Origin of the sequence: Bradyrhizobium sp. WSM1253, assembly GCF_000244935.1 — a bacterium.
GTDB classification, from domain to species: domain Bacteria; phylum Pseudomonadota; class Alphaproteobacteria; order Rhizobiales; family Xanthobacteraceae; genus Bradyrhizobium; species Bradyrhizobium canariense.
In genome coordinates this window covers 7,592,478-7,609,532 of record NZ_JH600073.1, presented here as the reverse complement: position 1 = coordinate 7,609,532, position 17,055 = coordinate 7,592,478, and the positions used below count along the sequence as shown (strand labels likewise).

20 protein-coding genes and 1 pseudogene are annotated in these 17,055 nt (G+C 63.9%); 7 read left to right on the top strand and 14 right to left on the bottom strand.

What is annotated here, in order from left to right; all coding sequences use genetic code 11:
• Positions 1-154: 154 nt before the first annotated feature.
• Entirely contained in the window at positions 155-817 is a 663-nt protein-coding gene (locus tag BRA1253DRAFT_RS36770) for a c-type cytochrome (RefSeq protein WP_198288283.1), read from the bottom strand.
• Positions 818-896: 79 nt separating this feature from the next.
• Positions 897-1,118 (bottom strand): annotated as a pseudogene (locus BRA1253DRAFT_RS36765) (FixH family protein); the annotation flags it as partial.
• Positions 1,119-1,295: 177 nt separating this feature from the next.
• On the opposite strand from BRA1253DRAFT_RS36765, the gene BRA1253DRAFT_RS44070 reads away from it, so the two are divergent.
• Positions 1,296-1,580 carry a hypothetical protein gene (locus BRA1253DRAFT_RS44070; RefSeq protein ID WP_157158679.1) on the top strand — a complete coding sequence of 95 codons (285 nt, stop codon included), beginning with the start codon at positions 1,296-1,298 and terminating at the stop codon, positions 1,578-1,580.
• 381 nt (positions 1,581-1,961) lie between these two features.
• The gene (locus BRA1253DRAFT_RS36760) at positions 1,962-4,496 is read left to right on the top strand and encodes an NAD-dependent epimerase/dehydratase family protein (RefSeq protein WP_007602724.1); all 2,535 of its coding nucleotides are present in this window, start codon (positions 1,962-1,964) and stop codon (positions 4,494-4,496) included.
• A gap of 36 nt (positions 4,497-4,532) precedes the next feature.
• Here BRA1253DRAFT_RS36760 and BRA1253DRAFT_RS42440 read toward each other — a convergent pair whose 3' ends face one another.
• The 12 genes from BRA1253DRAFT_RS42440 to BRA1253DRAFT_RS40620 all read right to left on the bottom strand — a co-directional run bounded on the left by BRA1253DRAFT_RS42440 (position 4,533) and on the right by BRA1253DRAFT_RS40620 (position 13,602).
• On the bottom strand, positions 4,533-4,832 hold the full coding sequence (locus tag BRA1253DRAFT_RS42440) for a helix-turn-helix transcriptional regulator (protein WP_007602722.1): 300 nt from the start codon (positions 4,830-4,832) through the stop codon (positions 4,533-4,535).
• A gap of 160 nt (positions 4,833-4,992) precedes the next feature.
• The gene (locus tag BRA1253DRAFT_RS36755) at positions 4,993-5,610 is read right to left on the bottom strand and encodes a cation transporter (RefSeq protein ID WP_007602720.1); all 618 of its coding nucleotides are present in this window, start codon (positions 5,608-5,610) and stop codon (positions 4,993-4,995) included.
• 815 nt (positions 5,611-6,425) lie between these two features.
• Positions 6,426-7,121, bottom strand: a complete 696-nt coding sequence (locus tag BRA1253DRAFT_RS36750) for a hypothetical protein (protein ID WP_007602718.1) — start codon at positions 7,119-7,121, stop codon at positions 6,426-6,428.
• 518 nt (positions 7,122-7,639) lie between these two features.
• Positions 7,640-7,771, bottom strand: coding sequence for a hypothetical protein (locus tag BRA1253DRAFT_RS45955; RefSeq protein ID WP_007602716.1), 132 nt, complete (start codon positions 7,769-7,771; stop codon positions 7,640-7,642).
• Complete coding sequence (locus BRA1253DRAFT_RS36745) at positions 7,768-7,989, bottom strand: hypothetical protein (protein ID WP_007602714.1); 222 nt, start codon at positions 7,987-7,989, stop codon at positions 7,768-7,770. Before BRA1253DRAFT_RS36745 ends, BRA1253DRAFT_RS45955 begins: the two co-directional genes overlap by 4 nt.
• 2 nt (positions 7,990-7,991) lie before the next feature.
• Entirely contained in the window at positions 7,992-8,249 is a 258-nt protein-coding gene (locus BRA1253DRAFT_RS36740) for a hypothetical protein (RefSeq protein ID WP_007602713.1), read from the bottom strand.
• 26 nt (positions 8,250-8,275) lie between these two features.
• Positions 8,276-8,932 (bottom strand): hypothetical protein, encoded by a 657-nt coding sequence (locus BRA1253DRAFT_RS36735; protein ID WP_007602712.1) that lies wholly within the window; start codon positions 8,930-8,932, stop codon positions 8,276-8,278.
• Positions 8,933-9,086: 154 nt separating this feature from the next.
• A complete protein-coding gene (locus tag BRA1253DRAFT_RS44065; protein ID WP_007602711.1) occupies positions 9,087-9,236 on the bottom strand; it encodes a hypothetical protein in 150 nt (49 codons plus the stop codon).
• Positions 9,233-9,460, bottom strand: a complete 228-nt coding sequence (locus tag BRA1253DRAFT_RS36730) for a hypothetical protein (RefSeq protein ID WP_007602710.1) — start codon at positions 9,458-9,460, stop codon at positions 9,233-9,235. The genes BRA1253DRAFT_RS44065 and BRA1253DRAFT_RS36730 overlap by 4 nt, the downstream gene beginning before the upstream one ends.
• A 364-nt stretch (positions 9,461-9,824) precedes the next feature.
• Entirely contained in the window at positions 9,825-10,292 is a 468-nt protein-coding gene (locus tag BRA1253DRAFT_RS36725; protein ID WP_007602709.1) for a hypothetical protein, read from the bottom strand.
• A 271-nt stretch (positions 10,293-10,563) separates the two neighbouring features.
• On the bottom strand, positions 10,564-12,858 hold the full coding sequence (locus BRA1253DRAFT_RS36720) for a replication initiation protein (RefSeq protein WP_007602708.1): 2,295 nt from the start codon (positions 12,856-12,858) through the stop codon (positions 10,564-10,566).
• A gap of 252 nt (positions 12,859-13,110) precedes the next feature.
• Positions 13,111-13,602, bottom strand: a complete 492-nt coding sequence (locus BRA1253DRAFT_RS40620; protein WP_007602707.1) for a hypothetical protein — start codon at positions 13,600-13,602, stop codon at positions 13,111-13,113.
• Between the two features lie 189 nt (positions 13,603-13,791).
• Between BRA1253DRAFT_RS40620 and BRA1253DRAFT_RS40615 the strand changes: the two genes are divergently transcribed.
• The 5 genes from BRA1253DRAFT_RS40615 to BRA1253DRAFT_RS36690 all read left to right on the top strand — a co-directional run bounded on the left by BRA1253DRAFT_RS40615 (position 13,792) and on the right by BRA1253DRAFT_RS36690 (position 17,000).
• Positions 13,792-15,192, top strand: coding sequence for an AAA family ATPase (locus BRA1253DRAFT_RS40615; RefSeq protein WP_007602706.1), 1,401 nt, complete (start codon positions 13,792-13,794; stop codon positions 15,190-15,192).
• Positions 15,192-15,512 (top strand): hypothetical protein, encoded by a 321-nt coding sequence (locus BRA1253DRAFT_RS36705; protein ID WP_007602705.1) that lies wholly within the window; start codon positions 15,192-15,194, stop codon positions 15,510-15,512. Before BRA1253DRAFT_RS40615 ends, BRA1253DRAFT_RS36705 begins: the two co-directional genes overlap by 1 nt.
• Positions 15,509-15,790 (top strand): hypothetical protein, encoded by a 282-nt coding sequence (locus BRA1253DRAFT_RS36700; RefSeq protein WP_007602691.1) that lies wholly within the window; start codon positions 15,509-15,511, stop codon positions 15,788-15,790. Before BRA1253DRAFT_RS36705 ends, BRA1253DRAFT_RS36700 begins: the two co-directional genes overlap by 4 nt.
• A gap of 155 nt (positions 15,791-15,945) precedes the next feature.
• Complete coding sequence (locus BRA1253DRAFT_RS36695; protein ID WP_007602690.1) at positions 15,946-16,263, top strand: hypothetical protein; 318 nt, start codon at positions 15,946-15,948, stop codon at positions 16,261-16,263.
• Complete coding sequence (locus tag BRA1253DRAFT_RS36690) at positions 16,260-17,000, top strand: hypothetical protein (RefSeq protein ID WP_007602689.1); 741 nt, start codon at positions 16,260-16,262, stop codon at positions 16,998-17,000. The genes BRA1253DRAFT_RS36695 and BRA1253DRAFT_RS36690 overlap by 4 nt, the downstream gene beginning before the upstream one ends.
• Positions 17,001-17,055 lie beyond the last annotated feature (55 nt).

Genomic DNA, 17,055 nt, shown 5'->3' with positions numbered 1-17,055 from the left:
GCGGCGGAGATACGCCATGACGGCGTCCGCCCTGTCCTGCCCGATCTTGGCCGCGAGCGCCGCAGGGGTCGTTCCGATCAGCGCCTTCAGGTCCGGAAGGAGCCCATGGAGGGACGCGTCCTTCTTCCAGAGCCGCTCTCCTTCCGCGGCAGCCTCATCCGGGGAAGGCGAAACGACCGGCGTAGAACGCCAGAGCCCAGCGATCGTCGGGCGGCAGGGCCTCGAAGCTCGCCATCGCCGTGCCGTCGAGACCTTGCGTGACGACCTGGTAGAGCGCGAACACGCTGCGTTGCCGGCCGCGTTCCGCCTCGGTGAACGCAACGGGCGGCGGGTCAAGTTTGGCCGCATCCGGCCCACGCCCGTCGCCGGCCTCGCCATGGCATCCCGCGCAGTTCTGGCCATACAAAGCGGCGCCTCGCGCGAGATCGGGGACCTTCTTCGGTGCAAGCGGCACCGGATAGGCGGCGAGAAGAGCGGCTGCCAGTTGATGAGCTATTCCCGCGACCTGCTCAGGCTCGGCCTTCTGGCCGATGGCCTGCTGAAGCCGGCCGGCCTCGGTGAGCAGGGCTTGCCGTTCGGGCTTCGCGGGCAGCGCCTTGAGCTTTTCGGCGACGGTCGCGGCGAACTCGTTCTGCTCGGCGTATTCCGCAGGGCTCGAGACCTGACCCTGAGATACCGCGCCGGCATAGTCGACCGCGATGTAGTCAAGCAGGCGCCATGTCGTCTCCACGTCGCTCGTCTCCGCCTTGGCGGCGCCGAAGACGAAGACCAGCACGATCAAGGTAGCGATGCGGAAAGACCAGGAACGTACAGTCACAAGCAGCCACTCATCTCACAGGAGGCCTCTGTAGCGCTGTCGATCAGGGGCTTCAATTGGAGCCGTTCTAAACGGCCGGCATCACGAGAGCCGCTTTAAAGCGATAGACGCCGGGCTCCGTTGACGGCAGTTGCTCGATCAGCTCGGCCATCTCGGCCATGCCGTCTGGCGCCATATCGACACGTTTGGCGATGATCACCGCGTCCGGCACAGGCTTGCCGGAACGCTTGTCGACCAGGCGAACAGTCACGACGGCACTGTCACCCTTCTTCACTTCGCTCTGGACGAGCTGGAACTCATATATGGCGGATCACGTGGCTTCGCCGCATGAACTCGGTCATGCGGCATGATGCGGCTCACAAGGAGCCGCCGATGAATTCAGGCTCGGGGAGGTCGGGGTGGTGGCGGGTCGATCAGGCCGTCGCTCCACAGATGATCGCTCGGCTCCTTCACGCTGGTCACGGCGAACCGAGCGGGAATGAAAGCTGATGCCGGTAGAGAACCGGGAAGACAACTGGCCGTGCATAGAACGGCCAGCGGGCAGGATTTCGAACAATCCGGCTGCGCAGGTTTCTCACTCGAACAACAAGGCATGCTGTCCGACATAGACGCCATTTCGGATGTCGTCGCCATCTGGGCAGCCCCCATCGTCCTCGCAGACGACAGACCAACCGTCGGCGCAATCAAAAGGCTCAAAGACCGCAAACATCGAGAGCAGGCGGGGGACAAGCGACCACGGCTTCACCGGGTCACGCTCACATAGTGCACCGCAAGAGAAAGCCGACTTGTTCACTTCTCGTCAGCGCATGCAGCGCGTCACTGAGACTCAAAGTGAGACTTGCTGGCAGCGCCACAAGCTAGGCGCGCCCTGGCCGCGGCAGGCGCACGCGATACCACGCCAACACCCGGGCGGACGGCGGATAATCGTATTCATAACCACACGGCATTAGAGAGTCAGTGCGGCGTGATGTGGAGTGCTCCCCTCATCAGGGGAAACACGTCATGATCGGTGCAGGTGGCGTCGGCAAGGGTCGTAAAGGCTCGCTCCGATTTAAGCTCCGCGGCAGATTCCTGACTGCCCGAGTGGGCAGGGACGGTGGAGGAGCAGAACCTACCGACCCCACACGAGGAGCTTGAAAGTCGAGTGGCAGAGCGTAAGGATACGGTCATTATCACCGGCAGTACGGGCTTCATCGGTTCGGCCGTCGTCCAGAAACTCGGTGGGCGATTCGCCCTCGTCGGACTGGATCGGGCGGCCACCCGCCAACCGCCGCCGGCCGCCGAATGCATTTGCATCGACCTGACATCGGAAGATGCGATCGCAGCCGGTCTGCAACGTGTACGGACGGTTTATGGCACCCGCATCGCATCAGTGATTCACCTTGCAGCTTATTTCGATCTCACCGGCGAGCCGAACCCGCTTTACGATGAGATAACGGTTCGCGGCACCGTAAACCTGCTGCGCGCACTTCAGTCGTTCGAGGTCGAACAATTCGTCTTTGCGAGCTCGATGCTGGCGCACAAAGCGGGACGGCCGGGCGATGTGATCAGAGAGGACTCGCCGCTGGAAGCGAACTTGCCGTACCGGGCTTCAAAAATCGAGGCAGAGCGCGTGATACGCGAGCAGCACGGGTCGATCCCGGTTGTGTATATCCGGCCGGCCGGCATCTACGACAGCCTTTGCCACAACGCTTTTCTCGCCAACCAGATTGCGCGGATTTACGAGAACAATCCGACGGGACATGTTTATCCCGGTGACCTGAGCACCGGGCAATCCTTCCTTCATCTGGACGATCTGACCGAGGCGATGGCGCGCCTGGTCGAACGGCGCAAGGTGCTTCCCCCGGAGGTGGCGCTGCTTCTTGGCGAGCCTGACGTTGTTGGTTACGGCGATCTTCAGGCTGCGATCGGACGGCTGATCCGTGGTGAGCGTTGGGACACCCGCGAAATTCCTAAGGCGCTCGCCAAGGCAGGCACCTGGGTGCAACAGGATCTTCTCGGCGAAGATTCCTTCATTCGGGCCTGGATGGTCGATCTTGCCGATGACCACTATGCCATCGATATCAATCGCGCCCGTCATCTCCTCGGCTGGGAACCGGTGCATTCATTGCGCGAGACGTTGCCGCAAATGATCGAGGCGCTCAAGGCAGACCCCGCTGGCTGGTATCAGGCAAACAAGCTCAATGCCGCCAAGGTGGCTGGCGAGGGAGCCGAGGCGCGTAAGCGATCCGAGGCGCATCATGCCAATCATGAAAAGATGGAGTCAGGGCGCATGGTCGACATGGCGGGGATGAGCCCACGGATGCTGTGGGCTCATTTTTTGGTGCTCACTCTCGGTATCTGGCTTCTCACCAGTCCGCTTCAGTTTGCTCTTTTCGATCTGGCGGCGGCCCGCGCAGTGCACGATATCACGCAGGAGCGCGGACTGTGGGAGCCCGTATTGCGCAATGCGCTTACGGGGTGGAGCGACATCATATCGGGCTTGCTGCTTGTGCTCTTTGGCTCGCTTGCACTGTCGCGGCGTTTTTCCTGGGCGCAATGGGGCTCGACGGCCGTCGGTCTCTGGCTTCTGTTCGCCCCCCTTTTCTTCTGGACGCCGAGCGTCGCCGCCACCACGAACGACACGATCGTCGGCGCGCTGGCAATCGCCTTCTCGGTGCTCGTTCCGATGATGCCGGGCATGAGCCACGAAGGTATGATGGATCAGAGCACCGTTCCGCCTGGCTGGACTTATTCGCCGTCGTCATGGCTGCAACGTCTTCCGATGATCGCGCTCGGCTTCTTCGGGTTTCTTATCGCCCGCTATCTTACCGCCTACCAGCTGGGGCAGATAAATGACGTCTGGGACCCGTTCTTCTCCGGAGGTGATGGGAGAAACGGCGCCGAGTTCATCATAACGTCCGCGGTGTCCCGCGCCTGGCCGATTCCCGATGCCGGGCTTGGCGCTGCAGCCTATATGATCGAAGCGCTGATGGGCGCGATGGGCACCGCCACGCGTTGGCGGACGATGCCGTGGATGGTGACCTTTTTCTTCATCTTGGTCGTGCCCCTCGGCGGTGTCTCGATCTTTTTCATCATCATTCAGCCGATCGTGATCGGCACCTATTGCACGCTGTGCCTGCTTGCCGCGCTCGCCATGCTGATCATGATCCCATTGGCGCTCGATGAAGTGGTCGCGATGGGCCAATACATGCAGCGAAGCGTCCGAGAGGGCCGACCTTTCTGGCGCACTTTTTTCCAAGGCGGGCCTCAGTCGAATGGAAGCGCAGACAAGTGCGATCCGGGCTTCTCTGCCGGGCTTATGACGCAATCTGTCGCCGCGGTCCGCGGCGTCACGGTACCCTGGACACTGGCCGTGAGCTGCCTCGTCGGCGCGTGGCTTATGTTTTCGCGCCTGATATTCGGCACTGGGGGAACCATCGCAAACAACGATCATCTGATCGGTGCATTGATCATCACGATGGCGGTCTGTGCTATGGCCGAGGTGGCGCGGCCGTTGCGGTTCCTGAATCTGTTGTTTGGGCCGTGGTTGATCGTGGCGCCGTGGCTGCTCGGTGGCGCCGGGCCCGCCTCGTCTTGGAACGACGTCGTAGCTGGGCTTGCCATTATCGGTCTCAGCCTCCGACGCGGAAGGAGAAGCACAGAGCACTATGGGTCGTGGGACCGATATGTCGTCTAGCACTACTTTGGCAGAATCTATTTTCGCCGGTATTTTTCAAGGATTTGTTCTCGGCAGTATGGACACCGTTGAGGCGGCGGCCGCAGGATGAGATCGACGATGGCATGACGTACGGCGACAGATCACGGACCGTCCAATCCTTTCCTGAGAGACGAGTCCTGCACCGACTAGCCCGCGCAGATGGAACGCGAGCGTAGAGGCCGGTATGTCGAGCCGGAGCTGGATTTCCGAGATGTTCAGGCCAGGCGGGCCCGCCCGGACCAGCAGCCGATAGATACCGAGCCGGGTCAAATTGCCCAATTCGGCAAGACAACGGGCGGCGAGCTTGCGGTTCATGCCCACGCATACCGCAAAAACCAAGACGACCCAACCACAATACTAGTTTTGTCGTTCTATGTTGGGCATGGCGCAGCGCTGCGGGGGGGACGCGGCGGAGCGTCTGACGCAGGTCGCCCAGTCCACCGCTTGAATGTCTGCAGGCTCGATTATCGAGGTCTCACGCCGCTCTGCGAAGATCGCCACGTGCGTCCCTGATGATGGAAAAGGAGGACTGTAGGAACAGCCCGGCGACCACCACCGCCACGACGAGATCCGGCCACGGCGTTCGCGTCCAGGCCACCAGGAGCGCCGCGATCACGACGGGGACGTTGCCGATGGCGTCGTTGCGGCTGAACAGCCAGACCGCACGGACGTTCGCATCGCCTTCCCTGTGGGGTAGCAGGACCACGGCCGAGGCGACGTTGATGACGAGACCGATCGCGCCGAGGATGCCCATCAGATCGGCTTCGGGCTGCTGATGGACGAGCGCGCGGTAGGCCGTCGCGACGAGAACTCCGGCCCCGAGCAGACCCAGGAAGATGCCCTGCAGCAGGGCCGCCTTGCCCCGAGCCGACAATCCCCATCCGATCGCGATCAGCCCGAGGAGCGAGATCACGCCGTCCCCGATAAAGTCGAGCGCGTCCGCCCTGACTGATTGCGAAGCGGCGACGACGCCTCCCACGATCTCGATCAGCCCGTATCCGGCGTTGAGCAGCACCACGATCCACAGCGCGCGTCCTGCTTCATAGCCCCTCCGATTCGCGGGATTGCGGGAAGGCTTGAAGATAGCGGACATTTCGAGCCGCGGGCGCCGACCGCAATTACCTCATCGTTTGCAAATTTGCCCCCTCATCGGCGTCCAATTTTATATTGCAGGCCGAATGACATCCAGTCGCCGGTCAGAGCGCCGGCTCGTCTTCAAATGCCACGAAATCGCCCGAAATCGACGGCCGAATCGGCCGTGCAAGTGGTACACAGCGGTGGTCACAAATCCGACCTGGCTTTTTAGGAATCCTTGTTTTCTGCGGGTTTTCGTGCATTTCCGGCATGGGGGGAGAGATTCCCACTTTCTGCGCCACCTGCCCTCAGTCGTCATCTCTCAAGATCGGCCTTACTCCCACAGAGGCGCACTTGCTTCCTGATTGGAAAATCTTCAGCCTCCCTTATCGGTGTCGCGCTCGCGTAGATAATCCCGCCGTCACCGGCCGCGGTTCTGGGTACATCGGTTGCTTACCGCAACGCGCCCCGACCCTCGCTGAAGGCCTCGCTCACGCAGGCGGGGATCAGAACTTGGTCAAAGAAGTGGTCGTTTCAGTGGTCGACGGGCTACCCGATGTCTCATCCGTGAAGCAGGGGGTGATTTCATCCTCCGCGCACTGGCCAGCTCCCGCAGTCCACACCGGCGCGACGTCGTCAGCAAGGAACGACGACCCTCCTGCGAAGCGAATGCTGAACGGACTCTCGCTCTAGCCATCCAATAGGAGCTGCGAATCTGATCCAAGCTTCTTGATGCTGCGGCGAGCAAAAGGAATCACTTCCCAGCACCGTATGCTCCTGCTTGTGGCGAGCCCTCGGCTCATGGACGCACAATCGTTGTCTGAATCTTTAAGCCTAATCCGATCGCCCTGCTGTCGAGTTTTCGGATGCGCACTCATAGCTGGTCCAACTGTTGTCGGCTGAACTTCGAAACGTGACGCTCTCTCGCAAATTGGTCAATGATGCTGCGACGTCCACGAGGCGTCCAGAGCGTGAGCCATGGCCAACGATGATGCAGCGGCCAGTGAACGTAGCGTCGTCCTTCCGCCACTCCGGAAAGTTCCTCGCAGCATCTGCGGCGGCGAATACAGCATCTCCTCCCGGAGCGCGGAATTGGAGCCTAATCTCGCCGCCCATCCGACTCAGCACGGCATGCATCGTCGGAGCGATCGAAAACTCTTCGATCGAGCGCCGCTCCGGGTCGATCTCGATCGCTCGCACCGTAGTGCGGGTCTCTGCTGTGTCCGGCTCTTCGATGGACGTCCAGCGGACCATCTGCGCGACCTGATCTGGATCGACAAGAGCGGGCGCGCGCTCGCCCGCTTCGAGCTTGCGACCGACGATCAGCCCAGGCCCGCCGATGGGCCGGGATCCTCCGAGGACGAAGGCATCTCCTCCCCTCGATTTAGCAGCGAGCAGGATCTCGCTCCTCGGAAGCTTGAGGGCGGGCGTGGGCCTCTCGCCGAAAAACATGTTCGTCGCCCAGTTGACCGAGCGCAGATCGATGACACTGATCGCCTTGGTTGTCGGATCAATCAAAACCGCCTTCATAAAAACCTCTTCGTTGCTCCTCGGCGCGCTTTGAAGCCCAGGCTTGTATGACGATCGCCTCGCGTTCGGCGAAGGTCAACAGCATAGCGCGAAAAGCCGCGGATCTATCGTAGCTGATCGATCGGGAAGTGACCGTCACGCAGCCGTGCGCCTCATGTGAAGCTAAGCCGCGTTCCATGCTCCGACGGCAATGATGGCAGGTCCGACTTTCATTCCGGCCTCACGCTCCGCTCGTCTCGTCGCCCCCGAAACTCGGTGGTGCGGGCGGGCCGGCCGCTCCACGGCACGTTTCGGCCGACGACAGCTAGGTTGGCGAATGCGCTCGCTGAGGCGCTGCAGACATCCGCCCTGCAGGTGTCGCGCGTACATCTCGGCGCGTCGCCGGCGAGCCATCCATGCCGCAGATGTGGGAGCCGAGCTGGTGCGCCCTTCTCCTCGATCAGGAGATCACGCGCACGCTCTCGCGGTTGCCCGGTACAGCATGGCGATGGTCTCACGTGCTTTGCGTTCTGCCTCGGTCACAGCTCGACTCCTCTCTTCTCCAGCTCGGTCTCGATGCTGTCGAACACCGGGTCGAACGTCACCATGACGAGCATCAGCCATCCGGTGATGGACGCGCGCGACCACATCAGGAACGGTGTCGGCATCATGCGAACACCAGGCCGCGCCAGCCCTTGGTCGCGTGAAACCAGCGCTGCTTGCCGTCGCGGTCGAGCCGGATCGACATGTGGTTCTTGCGCACGCGCGGCTCGGGCTTGAATGCGACGGCAGCACCGTGCGGTCCGACGTTGCCATTCTGCTCATCCCAGCGGTCTTTGGCCTTGAAGAGTTCGAGCATGCGCTCGTTGCTGATCTTCGGTGCGTCCATGGTCAGGTCTCCTCGTGCAGCAGGGGTTCGGTCGGGCGGTCGCCGGACCAGATGGGCTCGGGCTTGATCTCGCCGTACGGGCGGCCGATCTGCCGACGATACTTGTGGGCCAGCCGGTGCAGCATGCGGCGCTCGCCGTCGGTCAGGCCGGCGACGACGTCGCGCTCCTTGAGCTGGCGGCGGAAGCGCTTGTCCGAGCTGCCGGGCGACATCGAGACGGCGCCGATGCGGCCGTAGACCTGCGCGTCGAGCGCGGTCATGGGGGTTCGGGGTGTGAGCGTCATGATCAGTGCCCCATCAGCCGGTTGTAACGGGCTTCGAAGCCGTCGGCCGAGAGCTCGAAGCCCTTGTTCATGGCCCTGGTGCGGTCGACGACCTCGTGGTGCACAGTCCATGTGTGATGGGTCTTGGTCTCGTAGGCGAGCAGGATCATGGGCACGCCCCGGTTCTGGACGCGCCGGTCGCCGAAGCGCAGCGAGCGCCATTCGCCGCCGCCGCGGACGCCGTTCTTGTTGGTCTTCTTCTTGACGTAGTAGGGGTCGCCCTCGAAGCTGCCGCGCTTCGTGTCGATGAAGCGGCCGTCCGGACCACGCTGGCGCAGCGCCAGGCTGAACTGGCGACGCTGCTCTTCGCGCTGCTGCATGCGGGGGTCGAGCGCCGGCGTTCGCTTCGGCCTGGCCATGAATCCGAGCGGCAGGCCCTTGGTCTTCCCCGTCCCGTTGCTGAGGAAGACTCCGCCGCGGGAGGACTTCGGCAGACCTCCGGAGGCCGCGACGCCGGTCTTCCAAGCCCGATAAAGCTTCGAGCTCCACGAATCCGGGATGCCGCCGAAGCTGGACCGGTACGGCTTGACGCTGTAGTCGGCTCCGAGCGTCGTGCCCGGTCGGGTGCCGGGCGTCCAGACGTGCTTGTCGGATGCGCCGGCGTCGCCGATGTAGCGCACGCCGCGCTGACCTTCGGTCTTCTTGTCGACGATGAACTGCAGGTAGGCGGACTGCTTGGGCCGGATGTAGGCTTCGGAGAACGGCTTCGGATCGTTGAACTTCGCGATCCGGACGCCCTAGCCGGACTCGCGGACGGTGAAAGGCGCCGGGCGATCATTCGGTCTTCAGAGCATGGATGAACTGTTCGTTCGGGAAGACGGCGGCGTCCGTCAGCGTCAGCACCAGGGCTTTGTTGATCGACTTGCCGATCTTGTCCATCTTGCCGTCGACGCCCTTGTCGAGCTCGATCCGGATCATGCTCATGACCGGTCTCCGTAGGCGGCGATGACCCGGTTGATGCCTTCGACGGAGAAGCGCTTGGCCAGGCGTTCGCGCACGAGCACCAACGCCTTCGCCGGCGTCATGGATTCGTTGGCGACGTGTTCGATCACGACGAGCCGCAGCTCACGGTCGAACTGTGCGTTCGTCGGGGCGGCGACGACGCTGCGCTTCTCGCGGAATCTCCGCGCGCGCTCTCCTCCGGTCATCGCCCTGCTCTCAGCCATGACGGATTCGTTACGCGTGACGATGCGGCGGAACTAGTGCGAGTCCACGGAGACCTAGAACGCGAGAAGCCCCGCAGGGATCTCACTGGGGGTGAGTGCTGCGGGGCTTCAGGTGCGGCTTGTCCTCGCGGAGCGAGTTGGACCGACATGCAGCAATTGGACGATCGCGCCGGCCCCGGCGAAGGTCAACACCGGCTTCGCGTGCGGCCGACAAAAAACTAGGCCCGGTCTCCCGGGCCCAGTTTGTCAACCCATCCAGCCGGGGCTTCTTGCGGCTGCCTGAGAGCGATCATGGTCGCCGACGTCCCGGCCAGTCAACGGCAGTATGACTAGGGGCCAATCGACTCTAGAACAGCGCCGGCCCCCACGCGTCCGGCCGGATCGGCGGGCCGCAGAATTCTGATTCTTCACCCTGACGGTCGAGCGGGTCAACGAGACGAGTTCTCATGCGACGCAGAGTCGACTTCGCCTCCTCGACGTCGAATCCGTTCGCCCTCAGATAGGCGAACGCACGCCGCACGATGGCGACGTCCTCTTCGCTGAGGAGTCCGACGTTCGGCATGGTCGTCAGCGCCACGACCATGGCCATGGCCACCTGCTCGGCCGTCGGCGCTTTGCGCTGGTCCATCGATGAGCGCCAGCGCGCCGTCCGGAGCCGTCCTTTGGCCTTGCGCTCCTCCGGGGTCACCCGGCGGTGCGTCCGGACGAACCGGGGGTCCGGCCGCATGGGGTCACGGAAGAAGTGCGTGCGACGCACGTCGTCGAGCTCCGCGATCTTGTCGACATCCTCCGGGGTGAGCTTTCTGGTCGTCATCGTTGCCTCCACAACATGTCAGCCGGCTGACCCGGCCACCTGATGGGGATTCTACGGGCTGCGCCTGCAAAGACGAAGCGACGACGATGTGGCCGGAGGCTCCGCGACGACGGCGCCGCAGGCGGTGCGTTCGACCCCACAGCGTGCTGCGCTATCGATGACACCAGCCGGCGGCGCTACGGGAGACATCGAGGAGAGAAGATTCTAGGAGTGGCCGGGATTGCCGGCGATGGCTGCGCGTCGGGAGACGTCAGGCCGCGCGGCTGTCGGCCTACTGCACGGTCTCGTGGTCGGCGTGCACCACACCGTCGCCGTCGATGTCGATGCGACGACCACCCCAATGCATCCATGTCGACGAATGCGAGGGTGGACTACCGACGTGGTGTGGCAGACGACGGCACGCATGCGTCGACGACGATGGCTCCGCAGGACGACAGGAAGGATCAGCGAGGGGCTGGCCGGTGTTGCCGGTGGCGACCGCTGCGCTGGCGACGGTGGCATCGGACACGAGCACGGTGGCCGGAGCCGGCACGATGGCGACCTCGATGGCCTGGGAGGCGACGGAAGTCGGGTCGATTGATCCGGTATCCGGGTTGGCTATATATCCAGAAGCATCGCGAAAATCCGCCAAGATCACGGGCAACCACTTGTTCACGCACGTTTTTTGGCGCTTCCCAGAGAGCATGACGAAACGCACGACGGCCTCGTCGTCGGAGATGTCGCCACCGATGCGTGCGAACAGCTCCACCTGCTCGCGGATGATCAACCGCGAGCCCGCCCCCTGCAGCGTACGGGTGATCGTGCCGGCGAACCGCTGGCGTTCCTCGCCCTGAGCCTTGCGCTCCCCTGGACTCTCGGCGCCGACGAGGCCCTCTTCCTCGTGGGCCAGCGAATCCCGGTAGCGGTTCTCGCCCCAATACTGACGCGAGTTCATCGACGGCGGATTGTTGGCGCGCCACTTGATTTGTTTCGCCAGCTCGCGCTCGACCGCCTTCCTGTCGCCAGCGACGGACGCCATGACGCGCTTCGTCACGGTCTCTCTGAGCCATGATGCGTGCAGATCAGCCGACGCCAGCGAGTTCAGGAATTTCTGCGAGCGGGAGCGGAATGCGATCTGGTACTCGGCCTGGATGACCTCGAGAACGTCGCCGAAGAGCTTCCCCGACGCGCTACGCTCATCCTCGTCCTTGCCCTGCCGCTTGGCCTGGCGGCGGCGCATCTCGCGGGGGTCGGCGCTGACCGTCGGCAGGCCGTCGCTGAAATCCTTGAGGACCGGAAAATTCTCGCAGCAGGCCACGCTGAAATGCGGATCCAACGGCGACTTGGTCTTGTCTGAGTTTTTGTGACCGGGATCGGCGCCGAGCGGCATCAGATGGCAGATCAGGGCACTCTGGATCGTGCGGAAATAGTGGACGGGCCGGTCCTTGCTCCGGCCGCGCACGCCGACCTCGGATCCGGGCGGCAGGAGCCACAGCACATGCGCCCCCTCGATCCAGCCGCGCTTGTCGCACCGATAGATGACCTTCGTCGGGAAGAGCGTCGGACCGAGCAGCCGAAGCAGGTCCCTGCCCAGCGCCTCGAGGGTAGGCCAGCCCTCCTCGGGGTCGAGGTCGACGACGAGTTGAGACAGCACCGCTTCACCATTGGAGGTGACGTGGGAGCAGTCGCGCAGCTCGCTCGGCGTCAGACCCGCCTCTTTGGCCCTGAATACCGCGCGCTTGTTGCGGCCAACGAGCGCGTTCTGGGCGACGCGCGAGCTCCAGAGCTTGAATCCCACGATACCGAGGTCGGTCCGATAGCCATATTTGACGCCGTCTTCGCCGAGGAAGGACTCGTCGATCGGACCGTAGCGCCTGTCCGCGTGGATGTGCTCCGTCGGGGCGACATAGGCGCGGCGCCGGCCGCGGCGCGCCCGCGCCCGGCGTTCGGCGTGCTTCTTCTTGTCCGCGCCGATCGCTGCGTACTCGGCGGCGACAAAATCCTTGTGCGCCTTGTCGGCCATCTGCTCAGGCGACAGATGATTGATCGTGCCGCCAGCAGGTGCCTTCTTGACCTTCTTGACCTTCTTCGGCTTCGGCGGCTCGTCGGCCGCGATCTGAGCCGCCAGGATATTGCGGGCCACGGCGGTTTTGTAGTCGGCGTCCCACTTCACCCAGGCAGACCTCCGCGTTTCCGGGAGATCGGGGCCGGGCTGCCAGATCTCCTCGGGGCGCAATGGCGCTGTCATGGTGCGCGCATTGGTGCCGAAGTTATCCCAGAGTGTGACGATCGGCGTATGGTCGATCGTCGGCGCGATCTCCTCGCGACGGCGCGCCTCCTGCTCCCAGGGGAATCCTTGCCACTCTTCGCCACGTTTCCATGACCAGCTCGGGGTCCAGTCGGCGGGCACAGGTTCGGCATCCGCCATCTCGGCCAGCCTCGCCTCCACGCGCGCGAGCAGCTCCAGCGTGCCCGGTTCGGGCTGCAGCATGGCCTGGACCTCGAGCGAGTAGGCGCACGACGCTTCGCCGCCACCGCAGATGGCGGGCGCGAGTCCTTGGTCCTGGCTGGTCTGGGCGGTGTGCATGCTGTCGATCCAGGCTGGACGATAGCCGCTACGCGCGCAACAGGCAAGGACTCGAAATACACAGCCGGCACCGTAGTGTGCCCGGGAGCCTCTGAGCCGCTCCGCACCGGGTTCCAACAATTCGAGTCTAGAATTGTCGCCCCGACGTCCGGGCCTCGGACAATTCTAGACTCGAATTGTCAGATCTGCAGAGCTTGACGGTTAAGTCATTGATATCGTTGCAAACGAGATTACGAAACTAGAATTGTCGGCTCAGTCGAGGTTGCGCCTTCGACGGACGTAGCCGCGCGCCGCCTCGGGGGTCTCGTCCTGCTCGACCGGCCCACGGTCGGCATAAGGGACCCCATTCCAGTAGGTGCGAGGATCATCGAGCCAATCCTGCGCCGGTGGCGCTCCGATCACGATCTCGTGAGCGGTCGCGAATTTCCTCCAGCGGTCAGCAAGTTGCACGGGGCTCCTCTCGCGAAGCGCGAGCGGTGTCTCGGCATCCGAGATGATCCTGCCCACGGCATCCATCCGCGGATTGCGGGGGTCGGCCTTCATCATGCCGACCAATATCTGCTCGACCAGGTGGGACCGCGAGACCCCGCGCTCGGCCGCACGGATGCTCAAAATTTCCAAAATGTCCGGATGCATCCTTAGGGTGAGTCGGTTCGCTTTTGCCTCGCTCTGCGCCTCGGCGGAGGGGCGCGGCGGCAGGCGGCCGTGCCCGAGGAAGCTACCTGTTTTCGAATCCTTAGCCATGATCGGAACCTTTCATTGCAATGATACACGTCGTGGTCTACAGACCGACCCAATGATGGCAGGTTGGTACACGATGGCATACGCTCCTACCAAGGATTCGTCTACGGCAGATTACTGGCGCCGGACCGTCGAGGAGGACCGCGCCGAGAGCGCGCCGCCGCCACCGCCGCGGCCCGAGGAGGACGAGCGATGACCCGAAGTGACGAACTGGACCGTGTCGTCCCGGCGGTGCCGCCATGCGTCGAGCTGCTCGAGTCCGATCGCTGGGACGACGCGTTCGAGTGGCTCTGCCGCGAGACGGCGGCTCAGTGCGCCCGGCTCGGGATCGGCCATCCGCCGAAGCACGACGACCGCAAGAAGCAAGCTGCCGTGATCCGAGGCTACGTGGACCTGCTGTTCGCCCAGGAGCGCGAACGGTGCGGTGAGCTGGCGCTGGCGTGGCAGATGATGCTGTGCGACCCGCGCCGTCCGGACACGTTCAACGCCGTGCTGCCCCAGCTCGCCTGGTCGCTGCGGCACCGCTCCGTCATCACGAACCCGGCGGAGGAAAACCTCCTGCGCGCCCGCCTGCACCTGTGGTGGGAGGCCGCCGCCGGAAAGTGGGGCGACCACAAGGACTCGATTTTCGCGATCACCGCCCGGCTGGCGGATAAGGACGAGATCCATGACCGTCACCGAACGCAGGAGGACGCCGACGAACAGCCCGAGTTGACAGAACCGGCGACGGCCGCACCGACCGTCATCGTGATGCCCAAGGACCGCGCCGAGGAAAAAGGCCTGCCGCAGGCGTGGAAGGATCTGCGCGACGAACCGCTGCCGCTCGTCGTCTGCCGCGACGCCGCCGAGGTGCGCCAGCGCCTGCAGGACGAATATCCGCACGCGTGGCGCGAGGTGGCGATGCTGACGCAGGACCTGCGCAGCGGCGAGCCGGCGAGGATCAAGCCGAGCTTGTTGTTGTCGCAGCCGGGCACCGGCAAGACGCGCCTGATCCGGAGGCTCGCCGAGCTGATTTCTCCGCAGATGTACGTCAGCCGCTTTGATGCAGCGAGCGCTTTCGATGGCATGTACGGCGGAACGCCGAAGGGCTGGACTAGCGCCCAGGCGTCCGTACCGGCGCGCGCCGTGCTGGCGTCGCGGACCGCGAACCCGATCGCGTTGGTCGACGAGATCGAGAAGGCGTCGGAGAGCACGCACAACGGCAATCTATGGTCGGCGATGACGCCGTTCCTGGAGCGCGAGACGTCGCGCAGGCACCCGGAGAGCGGCATCGACGCCGAACTCGACCTGTCCTACGTGATCCACCTGGCCACGGCCAACTCGGTCGAGCGCCTGCCCTCGCAGCTGCGCGACCGATTCCGGGCCATCAAGATCCCGGCGCCCACGCTGGCGCACCTGCCGCGGCTGGCGGCGCTGGTGATGCGCGACCTCGCGGCCGAGGACGATGCGCGCGCACACGACGAGCCGCTCGCCGCGGACGAGCTGGAGATCATCGGCAGGGCCTGGGCGCCGGAGCGCTTCAGCATGCGAAAGCTGCAGCGCCTGGTCGGCGCGACCCTGGAGGCGCGCGACATGTGCGCACGGAGGCACTGATGTCATTGGAAGAGAAGCTGCTGCGGAACGACGTCGAGAGCTACCTGCGCGGCGAGCAGCCGGCGGCCGATGTGCTCGCGGCCGCGCCAAGGCTCGAGCAATGGGCACCTGGGATAACGAGGGCGCCTGACGGCGGGTATGCCCTGACGCTGTGTGGACTCCCGTTCGGACATCCACGCGTTCCGGATGGAAAGCCGACTACCACCGGCGAGATCGTTTGGCTCGACCGCAAGGGGCGGTGGGCGCGGACGTTGACGCGGCTCTGGAATCTCGGCGAGCCGGAGGGCACCGAGATTCCGATCGACGGGGTCGAGCTATGAGCGGCGACGAAGAGCATGTGGCGCGACTGCTGGAGCGCCTGCAGACCGGATGGCGGCCGACGCCAGACGAGATCGACATGCGCGTCCGGCAGCGGAGGATCTACGCCTGGTCCTTCGCGCCTTCGTTCTCGCTACCCGAAGCGGTGATCATCGGAAGCCCGGAGAGCCGCAAGGGCGTGATCCGGACGGATGTGATCCTCTGGATCGACGCCGGCCTCCGCTGGGCGCTGTGCGAGGACGGGCTCTGGTGGCTGGAGAGGGAAGCTAAAACGCCTTAGGTATCCAAAAGGCGCGGGTCTTCGCGCGCTCGCTCCGAGCTATCGCACCCTGTCGCACGGTGCCATAGCTCGCTTGCGACCGCCTTCCTAAAATTCTTCCATGCCCGCCTCACGCGGCGCTTCCGTTTCGCCGGGGCGTCGGGGATGCTCTACGCATGAACACCGTCATCATCCTCGCCGGACTCGCCGCGGTCAGCTTCATCCAGAACGCGGCGTTCACCGCAGTCAGCCGCTCGCGCAACTCAGGCGATGTGGCGCATCACGCGAAGTGGTCTGTCGCCAGCAACGGCGTCTGGTTCGTGACGCAGATCCTGATCTATTCGAGCGTTTGGAGAGCGATTGAGACCGGCAGCTACGGCCTCATCGCCGCAGCCGCCGTCGTCTACATCGCGAGCACGACCGCCGGGAGTTGCTGGATGATGGCGAAGATGCTCCAGACCGAGACCGGAAAGCAGATGGTGGGATCGCGATGAGCCGCATCGTAGTTTGGTTCTCCTGCGGGGCTGCATCGGCGGTGGCCGCGAAGCTGACGCTGGAGCAGCATCCGGACGCCATCGTCGCCTACTGCGCGACGCGCTCCGAACATCCGGACAACGAGCGCTTCATGCAGGACTGCCAGCGCTGGTTCAATCGGCCGGTCATGCAGATGTCCTCCATGGAATTCCAGGACACCTGGCACGTATGGGAGAAGGAGCGCTACCTCGCGGGCATCAGCGGAGCGCCCTGCACTCGCGCCCTAAAATTCGAGCCCAGGCTGGTGTTTCAGAAGCCGACCGACGCTCACGTCTTCGGCTACACGGCGGACGCAGGCGACAAGCGCCGAGCAGACGCCATGCGACTGAACTACCCCGAGATGGTTGTGCGCACGCCGCTGATCGACCGCGGCATCACGAAGGCCGGTACGCTGGCCATGATCCAGAACGCTGGCATCGAGCTTCCGGCGATGTACGGCTTAGGATTCCACAACAACAACTGCATTCCCTGCGTGAAGGCGCAGAGCCCGGCCTACTGGGCGTTGGTGCGCAGGCAGTTCCCGGCCGAATTCGAGCGGATGGTCGAACTCTCCAGGCGATTGAACGTGCGCCTCTGCAAGATCGATGGAGAACGGCGCTTCATCGACGAGATCCCGGCTGATCAGCCGACCACGAATCCAGTCGCTCCGGCGTGCGACTTCCTGTGCCAGATCGTCGAGAGCGAAATGGCCGGGTAATGAATCTGGGACCTCGCCCCCTGAATCTAAGAGATTTGAGACCTCGATAAGGAAT

Excerpts from the sequence above, each read along its gene's own strand:
- BRA1253DRAFT_RS44065 (WP_007602711.1), bottom strand. The coding sequence starts at position 9,236 with ATGAGCATGATCCGGATCGAGCTCGACAAGGGCGTCGACGGCAAGATG.
- BRA1253DRAFT_RS36740 (WP_007602713.1), bottom strand. The coding sequence starts at position 8,249 with ATGACCGCGCTCGACGCGCAGGTCTACGGCCGCATCGGCGCCGTCTCG.
- BRA1253DRAFT_RS36745 (WP_007602714.1), bottom strand. The coding sequence starts at position 7,989 with ATGGACGCACCGAAGATCAGCAACGAGCGCATGCTCGAACTCTTCAAG.
- BRA1253DRAFT_RS36720 (WP_007602708.1), bottom strand. The coding sequence starts at position 12,858 with ATGCACACCGCCCAGACCAGCCAGGACCAAGGACTCGCGCCCGCCATC.
- BRA1253DRAFT_RS36705 (WP_007602705.1), top strand. The coding sequence starts at position 15,192 with ATGTCATTGGAAGAGAAGCTGCTGCGGAACGACGTCGAGAGCTACCTG.
- BRA1253DRAFT_RS36730 (WP_007602710.1), bottom strand. The coding sequence starts at position 9,460 with ATGACCGGAGGAGAGCGCGCGCGGAGATTCCGCGAGAAGCGCAGCGTC.
- BRA1253DRAFT_RS36750 (WP_007602718.1), bottom strand. The coding sequence starts at position 7,121 with ATGAAGGCGGTTTTGATTGATCCGACAACCAAGGCGATCAGTGTCATC.
- BRA1253DRAFT_RS36690 (WP_007602689.1), top strand. The coding sequence starts at position 16,260 with ATGAGCCGCATCGTAGTTTGGTTCTCCTGCGGGGCTGCATCGGCGGTG.
- BRA1253DRAFT_RS44070 (WP_157158679.1), top strand. The coding sequence starts at position 1,296 with ATGAAAGCTGATGCCGGTAGAGAACCGGGAAGACAACTGGCCGTGCAT.
- BRA1253DRAFT_RS42440 (WP_007602722.1), bottom strand. The coding sequence starts at position 4,832 with ATGAACCGCAAGCTCGCCGCCCGTTGTCTTGCCGAATTGGGCAATTTG.
- BRA1253DRAFT_RS36700 (WP_007602691.1), top strand. The coding sequence starts at position 15,509 with ATGAGCGGCGACGAAGAGCATGTGGCGCGACTGCTGGAGCGCCTGCAG.
- BRA1253DRAFT_RS36755 (WP_007602720.1), bottom strand. The coding sequence starts at position 5,610 with ATGTCCGCTATCTTCAAGCCTTCCCGCAATCCCGCGAATCGGAGGGGC.
- BRA1253DRAFT_RS45955 (WP_007602716.1), bottom strand. The coding sequence starts at position 7,771 with ATGATGCCGACACCGTTCCTGATGTGGTCGCGCGCGTCCATCACCGGA.
- BRA1253DRAFT_RS40620 (WP_007602707.1), bottom strand. The coding sequence starts at position 13,602 with ATGGCTAAGGATTCGAAAACAGGTAGCTTCCTCGGGCACGGCCGCCTG.
- BRA1253DRAFT_RS36695 (WP_007602690.1), top strand. The coding sequence starts at position 15,946 with ATGAACACCGTCATCATCCTCGCCGGACTCGCCGCGGTCAGCTTCATC.
- BRA1253DRAFT_RS40615 (WP_007602706.1), top strand. The coding sequence starts at position 13,792 with ATGACCCGAAGTGACGAACTGGACCGTGTCGTCCCGGCGGTGCCGCCA.
- BRA1253DRAFT_RS36725 (WP_007602709.1), bottom strand. The coding sequence starts at position 10,292 with ATGACGACCAGAAAGCTCACCCCGGAGGATGTCGACAAGATCGCGGAG.